We start from the raw sequence: 6,159 nt of genomic DNA, 5'->3' as shown, positions 1-6,159 counted from the left end.
TCTCTGGCTGCGGTCGCGCCACCACACACATCAGCCGTAGATCGAAATCTCCATAGCCTCGACTGTGGTCCGCGGGTTCCTTCCTCGGGGACTTTCGTACGCCTGCTGGCGCCCGAAACTCTTCACGCTTGCGGAATGGCAGGTTTCGATAACGTTGCGCTCGATAGCTGCCATTCCTAGCACATGCTTTTCAACGCGGACGCCGAAAACATTGCGGTCGTTCGATCAGCCCGGCTCGTTCCTCCGAACCTACCATTCACTCAGGCAAGTGGGTTAGGGAACGGCACGTCGTAGTATTCGGCACAGAGTTAGGTCAGCAGTCGTTTCACACTCAAGTCGGCTATGGCCATTCGTCGAGGTGTGCTAATCGAAGAAGTGACTGCAGTCGATAAACGGGGCTTCAATAATTTGTGGGACTGTCGGGTTAAAATTGCGGGCTGGCTTAACTACGCGGCAGAATGGATTGATCGCCCGCAGAGCGAGCTAGAAAGTCAACCGAAGTTCCTTGACCTTGCTCCCACTGACGCGGCGGATGAGGCTGGCGTATATTCCGATGCCTTGTTTGCCGCGAGGGCAACCCCAGAGTTCTTAATATTGCGCTGACGGGTCCATAAGGATCTCGGGAAAGAAGTTCAGATTCTCAGAACCACCCGCCCGATAGTCTCGCCTGCCTCCAACGCTCGGTGCGCCTCACCAACGCCGTCGAACGAGACGGCGCGGTCGATATGGGCACGCAGTTTGCCCGTGTCGACCAGGTCGGCGATTGCGTCGAGTACCGTGACCTGCCTGAGCCTGTTTCTGTGATCCCGGGCTATCTGCGGCAGACCGATGTTGACGAACGAGACGTCGAGGTTCTTCCATTCCGCGAGCGCGTTGCCGCCGCTGGGCCAGTCAGAGACGACGGTGTTCACTAGCCGGCCGTAAGGCGCGACGTGTTCGAAGCTTCGAGCGAAGTTCTCATGCCCGACGAAGTCGAACACAACGGCAGCGCCATCCTTGCCACTCCAAGACCTCAGCTTCTCGTTTACGTCCTCGCTACGATAGCGTATCGCGATTTCGGCACCTATCCCCAGAACGAACTTCGCTTTTACGTCATTCGACACCGTGGTGGCTGTCCGGGCACCGATATTTGCAAGGTACTGAATAGCGATGTGGCCGAGGCCACCCGCCCCACCGTGCACGAGAACGTGGTCGCCAGACTTGACGTTTCCTTTGTCAAAAACGGCTTCCCATGCAGTTAGGCCGACGACGGGCAGCGCCGCGGCCTGCACGAAGTCCACGCTCGCTGGCTTTCTAGAGACGTAACCTCCGTGGATTACCTTGAATTCAGCGTAGCTGCCGGGATTGCCCGGATACCCGCCGTCTATGTACCAGACTTCGTCTCCGACCGTGATCCCGTCCACCGCATCGCCAGTCTCCTCGATCACGCCCACGCCATCGATGCCGAGGATCGTGGGTGATCCTGTCGCGGCAGACGGGTCATGGCGCTGTCCGCTCTTCCTGTTTTGCCAATCCGCAGGGTTTACCCCGGCGGCTATGACCCTGACGAGAACATCGGAAGGCCGCTCGATTTTCGGTCTGGCTATTTCCCGGACCTGCAAGACTTCAGGTCCGCCGGGGGCGACCATCACCAGCGCTCGCATGGTCTCAGACATGGCGCACCACTCCGCCGCTCTGCTCGATCGCGTTGATCAGGCGGTGCAGTTTGACCGCGTCTTGAAACGTTGGACTGTGCCGCGTGCCCGATGTCATGTCTGAAGCGAAGAGTTCGTAGAGCTTCCTCACGTTGCCCGTGAGGACGTTGTCCTCAGGACGGAAGTCGTCAGGCACGAAGATCGGGTGAAGCGTCTCGTCCGCTTGCGCCCCCATGAGCTTGAACCCGCCGAGGCCCACGTAGCCAACGGGACTTGTGAGCAACAAGTCGCCTCTGCTGCCGTTGATCTCCACATGGAAATTGGTCGCACGCGACAGGCCGCCGCGGAAATGGCTTGTCACCACGCCGCCGGAGGTTAACTTGCCAGTGAAGGCGATCTGATCCGCGACGTCGAGCGGGACGACTTCTTTGCTCTCAATCATCCTTATAGTTGGGCGGCGACTGACCAACGTCCCCGACACGGTGAGGAAGTCCTCGTCGAGCGCGAACAGCAAGGCATCGATAGTGTGGGCGAACGGCACATGGAGCATGCTCGCGCCTTTGGACCGGTCCAGCGTGTATCGGAATGCCTCCTCCATCTCTTCCCCCCAGGTGATTCCCGAGCCGATGACCGACGCCGAAAGCACCTCGCCGAGAAAACCCTGCTTGATCAGCTTGCGCATGTGCCGGAGTGTCGGGTTCGCGCGGGTTTGAAGGCCGATCATCGACGAGACGCCTTTTTGCGCGGCGAGCGCATTCATTGTCTGAGCGTCCCGGAGATTTATGCCGAGCGGCCATTCGGAGAACACCGACTTCCCAGCCTCAAGCGCGGCAGTCACGAGTTGAAGGTGTTCCGGCACCCTCACGGTGACCACGACGAGGTCCACGTCAGGATGATGCACGAGCTCTTCCGTCGACGAGACAGCGTGGTCGAAGCCAAACTTCTTTGCAGATGCTCTGGCGATTTCAATCCGGCTATGGCTTAGCGCAGACAGGCGGTACTGCGGTAGCTCCCAAAGTGCGGGCACATGAGCGGTCGACGCCCATCCCCGGTCGGGGTGAACGCCGATAATGCCGACTCTGATCGGTGGGTGGGTCATTGGACCAGCTCCTTCGGCATGATTTCAAGAATGGTTCGACGGAGCTCAAGTTTGGCGATCCGCCATTGCCCGTCCTCTAACACCCAGGTTTCGTAGTAGTGCCCGTAACCGTGCATACTGGAAGGACGTGCATCGTCGCCGGGAGGGAAAACGAGATAGTCTTCCATCGACCAGATCGCCGCCACCTCGTTGTCGGACACTTTTTCCATTTCAGCATTGTGGACCTGATGGATCGTCCGTGCACCTTCAAGGTAACGGGCGCTCGTCGTCACGAACTCGTCGACCGACGTGAAGGCGTGCATCGTCTGCCCTTCCGCGTCCACGAAGCGGATGTCCGGTGCTTCCGAGAACAGTCTCCGGAATTCGGTCCAGTGCTTAGTATCGATGTATCGGCAGTACCTGGCTTTCCTCATGCCGATCTCGTCGAATGGCTGTGTATCGTTCTGCATTTAAATTCTCCTTTCGGATGCCTACATAGGATGTTCATTCAGGACGGTTGAGGTCGATCAGTCCTGGAATCTTGTCGAATCGTCCAATGGTCACGAGCTCATGGATACGCTTTCCAAAATCTTCGCCGCTCCACGCATCAAAGAGGCAAAGTTCACACGTCTGGAGGCAAGCGCGCCCTGGGGGATTGTTTCCCCGGGCGAGCGCGTCGTGAAATTCGTTCACGTCGTAGGCGGTTCGGCCGTGCTAACCACGCCCGACAGTTTCGAACCGACTCGGCTCCTCAGCGGCGATGTATTCATCTTGCTCGACTACGCCGCGTACAAAATCTTCGATGACGAGCGGTCCTTGCTTATCGACTGTGTCGATGTCGAGCGCGGCCGGGTGGGCGACAGGATCGAGTTTGGCGGCGGCGGAGCCACGACGACGTTCATCAGCGGGTCATTCGAGATCGAGCGATTTGAGCGCGATTCCGTTCTTGACGTCCTTCCCCGATTTCTGCACCTCAAGGAAAGCGGGGGCCGTACCGCAGCCTTCACTTCGGTTTTGGAAATGCTAGCCGTCGAAACAGCCGCTCCAGGTCTGGGAGCCGACGCCGCGGTCGCCAGATTGTTCGAGCTACTGTTCATCCACGCGATCCGCGCATATGCGCGGGACGACGGAAGCCCTAAGCGCGGATGGTTAGCAGCCGTATCGGACCACCGTCTGAAATCGGTCATCGAAGCCATCCACGCCGATCCGGCGAGAGACTGGACTATCGACGCCCTAGCCCGCACCGCAGGCATGTCACGGTCGGCTTTTGCGGTCCACTTCAAAAACGTTCTCGAGCAAACGCCACTGGAGTATCTGACCGCGTGGCGTGTGCATTGCGCTTCGGCGCTACTCGTAAAATCCTCCTCGACGATATCGGAGGTCGCCCGCAAGGCGGGATACGGCTCTGATGCCGCGTTCAACAAGGTGTTCAAGCGCGTCACGGGTCACACTCCGGCCATGTTCAGAAAGGCGAATGGCGTTGGTCCACATCTGCGGACTCCACACCTTTCAGAACCTCAGAAGCGGTGCAATGGAATCCGAATGACAATTGAAGCATGACGGCCTCCTTGGCCTTATAGTCGTGACCGGATCGAAGTCACTCCGTGATCTTGACGAAGCCGTGCTGCACGAGCTGTATCGTACGAGCCATGGCATCCAGATTGATCTTGATGCGGGGCAGAAGATCCGCGTTCCCCCAGCCGTTTACCTTCGCTGTCGCCCCGCAGAGTTCGACCTTAACGCCTATATCGATGAGGTCGGCGACAAGCTTCTTGTAGGGATTGCCTGTGGCAATGTTACGCGACGCGTTATAGGCTGCGTCGTCCAGGGTGACGTGACCTGCATTGGTGTGAAAGACCACGATCACGTCGGATTCCGCTTTCCAGTTCGCGACGTCCGTGGTGATCAGCTGAAGATGGAGCAGGGTGGCGGGAAGGTCTCCTTCGAACTGAAGCGAACCGATGCTGTGCACCGACTTGACCTGTTGCAGTTCGACCGGAATATCGATGAACAGAGCACTCTTGGATTCGGACATCGTCGTCTCCTATCTGGATTTGATTGTGGTCGGCGGATCGGTGCCGGGACGATGGCGCGTGGGGGTCGGGGAGGTGCGCGCCAGTAAGAGATGAGCCGGTAGTCGGCCTGCGGGCACTAGGCGCCCTCGTAAACAAGCCGCGTGAAGAAGCCCGGATCGATGACGAAATTGCCCCATTTGGCGTCGAATGCCGCCGTCGGCTTGGCCGCAACAGCCTCATCCATCGACCGTCCCGCGCGTTTGAGCGCCGCGACATTCTCCCGGATTGCCACCAGCATGTCGCGGAACTCCTGCAACTCGGTGCGGTTGCTCACCGGATTTCCGTGACCCGGAATGATTATGGTCTTGTCTGTCGAGGCGGACAGGTTCGCCTCGGACGCCGCGATCATCCCGTCTATGCTGCCGCCAGTCGAATGGTCGATGAAGGGATATATTCCGTTCCAGTAGGTGTCGCCGACATGCAGTACATTGGCTTCGCCGAACATCACCGAAATGTCGCCGTCAGTATGCGCCGGACCATAATATTTCAGGGTAACTGACTCCCCGTTGAGCTTGAGCGAATGCTCCTTGGAGAAGACGTGCTTGGGGACGCCTCGTGGCTCCAGCGGGAGGAAATTGTAGTCCCAGTCTTCGACCCGCTGGACCTGCGAGAGGTATTTACGCGTGTTCTCGTGCGCGATGATCTTGGCTCCGCCGGAGCCGATCCAGGCGTTCCCGTCTGCATGGTCGAAATGCCAGTGGGTATTGACTAAGTGGGTTACAGGGTCGGGCGAGATTTCGGCGAGCGCCTTCGTCATCTGCTTGCGGGAGACACTGATGCCAGCGTCTACCATGACGAGACCGTCCTTCCCGCCAAGTACCGCGACGTTGCCGCCAGAACCTTCCAGGATGGTGATATCGTCCCTCAGTTTGTGGGTGGTGATAACGGACTTTGCGGCGCTGTCTTTTATGAGGCTCACCAGACCCCGCGCCTCGGCGTAGGCTTCGCGGGGGCTCAACCATTCCCCTGTGGCGGCAAAGCCAGCCGCGCCGACGCAGCAAAGGCAAAATCCACGCCGCGAGAGCATATGTTCGGACTTCATGACATACCTTTCCGCAGCCGGTCTCAGGAGAGCCGACGGCTTTCGAGCTGGAGTTGGAGAGGTCGGGGGCAGGCGTTGCAGTCTGCCCGAGTGGTCAAGCCTTGATAAAGGCGAGCAGGTCCGCATTGATCACGTCGGCATGCGTCGTGAACATCCCGTGCGGGTAGCCGTGATAGACCTTGAGTTCACCGTTCTTGAGCAACTTCACGGAAATTTCCGCCGAGTCGGCTATAGGGACGACTTGGTCGTCGCTGCCGTGCATCACCAGGACCGGGACAGTAATTGCCTTCAGGTCCTCCGTAAAATCGGTTTCGGAGAAGACCTTGATGC

Annotated in this window: 7 protein-coding genes; 1 reads left to right on the top strand and 6 read right to left on the bottom strand. The window is 58.7% G+C overall.

The annotated features are described in order from the left end of the window. Positions 1-632: 632 nt before the first annotated feature. From AAAB35_RS06820 to AAAB35_RS06810, 3 genes are read right to left on the bottom strand one after another with little or no spacing between them, the layout of a single operon-like run. Positions 633-1,655 carry a zinc-binding dehydrogenase gene (locus AAAB35_RS06820; RefSeq protein WP_340667455.1) on the bottom strand — a complete coding sequence of 341 codons (1,023 nt, stop codon included), beginning with the start codon at positions 1,653-1,655 and terminating at the stop codon, positions 633-635. Beyond that, on the bottom strand, positions 1,648-2,733 hold the full coding sequence (locus AAAB35_RS06815) for a Gfo/Idh/MocA family oxidoreductase (RefSeq protein WP_340667454.1): 1,086 nt from the start codon (positions 2,731-2,733) through the stop codon (positions 1,648-1,650). The genes AAAB35_RS06820 and AAAB35_RS06815 overlap by 8 nt, the downstream gene beginning before the upstream one ends. Further along, positions 2,730-3,182, bottom strand: a complete 453-nt coding sequence (locus tag AAAB35_RS06810; RefSeq protein WP_340667453.1) for a nuclear transport factor 2 family protein — start codon at positions 3,180-3,182, stop codon at positions 2,730-2,732. Before AAAB35_RS06810 ends, AAAB35_RS06815 begins: the two co-directional genes overlap by 4 nt. A 100-nt stretch (positions 3,183-3,282) precedes the next feature. On the opposite strand from AAAB35_RS06810, the gene AAAB35_RS06805 reads away from it, so the two are divergent. Beyond that, complete coding sequence (locus AAAB35_RS06805) at positions 3,283-4,272, top strand: AraC family transcriptional regulator (protein WP_340667452.1); 990 nt, start codon at positions 3,283-3,285, stop codon at positions 4,270-4,272. A 37-nt stretch (positions 4,273-4,309) separates the two neighbouring features. Here AAAB35_RS06805 and AAAB35_RS06800 read toward each other — a convergent pair whose 3' ends face one another. The 3 genes from AAAB35_RS06800 to AAAB35_RS06790 form a co-directional block, all read right to left on the bottom strand. Then, the gene (locus AAAB35_RS06800; RefSeq protein WP_340667451.1) at positions 4,310-4,747 is read right to left on the bottom strand and encodes a DsrE family protein; all 438 of its coding nucleotides are present in this window, start codon (positions 4,745-4,747) and stop codon (positions 4,310-4,312) included. A gap of 116 nt (positions 4,748-4,863) precedes the next feature. Continuing rightward, positions 4,864-5,829 (bottom strand): MBL fold metallo-hydrolase, encoded by a 966-nt coding sequence (locus AAAB35_RS06795; protein WP_340667450.1) that lies wholly within the window; start codon positions 5,827-5,829, stop codon positions 4,864-4,866. Positions 5,830-5,923: 94 nt separating this feature from the next. Continuing rightward, the coding region (locus tag AAAB35_RS06790; protein ID WP_340667449.1) for an alpha/beta hydrolase at positions 5,924-6,159 on the bottom strand (236 nt) is incomplete at its 5' end.

It is taken from the genome of Phyllobacterium sp., from assembly GCF_037994425.1.
Taxonomy (GTDB): Bacteria; Pseudomonadota; Alphaproteobacteria; order Rhizobiales; family Rhizobiaceae; genus Phyllobacterium.
Note: the sequence above shows the minus strand (reverse complement) of the source record. Positions and strands in the feature narration are given on the sequence as shown.

What these genes read in the sequence shown, in the direction of transcription:
- AAAB35_RS06820 (WP_340667455.1), bottom strand. Translation starts at nt 1,655, where the DNA reads ATGTCTGAGACCATGCGAGCGCTGGTGATGGTCGCCCCCGGCGGACCT.
- AAAB35_RS06815 (WP_340667454.1), bottom strand. Translation starts at nt 2,733, where the DNA reads ATGACCCACCCACCGATCAGAGTCGGCATTATCGGCGTTCACCCCGAC.
- AAAB35_RS06810 (WP_340667453.1), bottom strand. Translation starts at nt 3,182, where the DNA reads ATGCAGAACGATACACAGCCATTCGACGAGATCGGCATGAGGAAAGCC.
- AAAB35_RS06805 (WP_340667452.1), top strand. Translation starts at nt 3,283, where the DNA reads ATGGATACGCTTTCCAAAATCTTCGCCGCTCCACGCATCAAAGAGGCA.
- AAAB35_RS06800 (WP_340667451.1), bottom strand. Translation starts at nt 4,747, where the DNA reads ATGTCCGAATCCAAGAGTGCTCTGTTCATCGATATTCCGGTCGAACTG.
- AAAB35_RS06795 (WP_340667450.1), bottom strand. Translation starts at nt 5,829, where the DNA reads ATGAAGTCCGAACATATGCTCTCGCGGCGTGGATTTTGCCTTTGCTGC.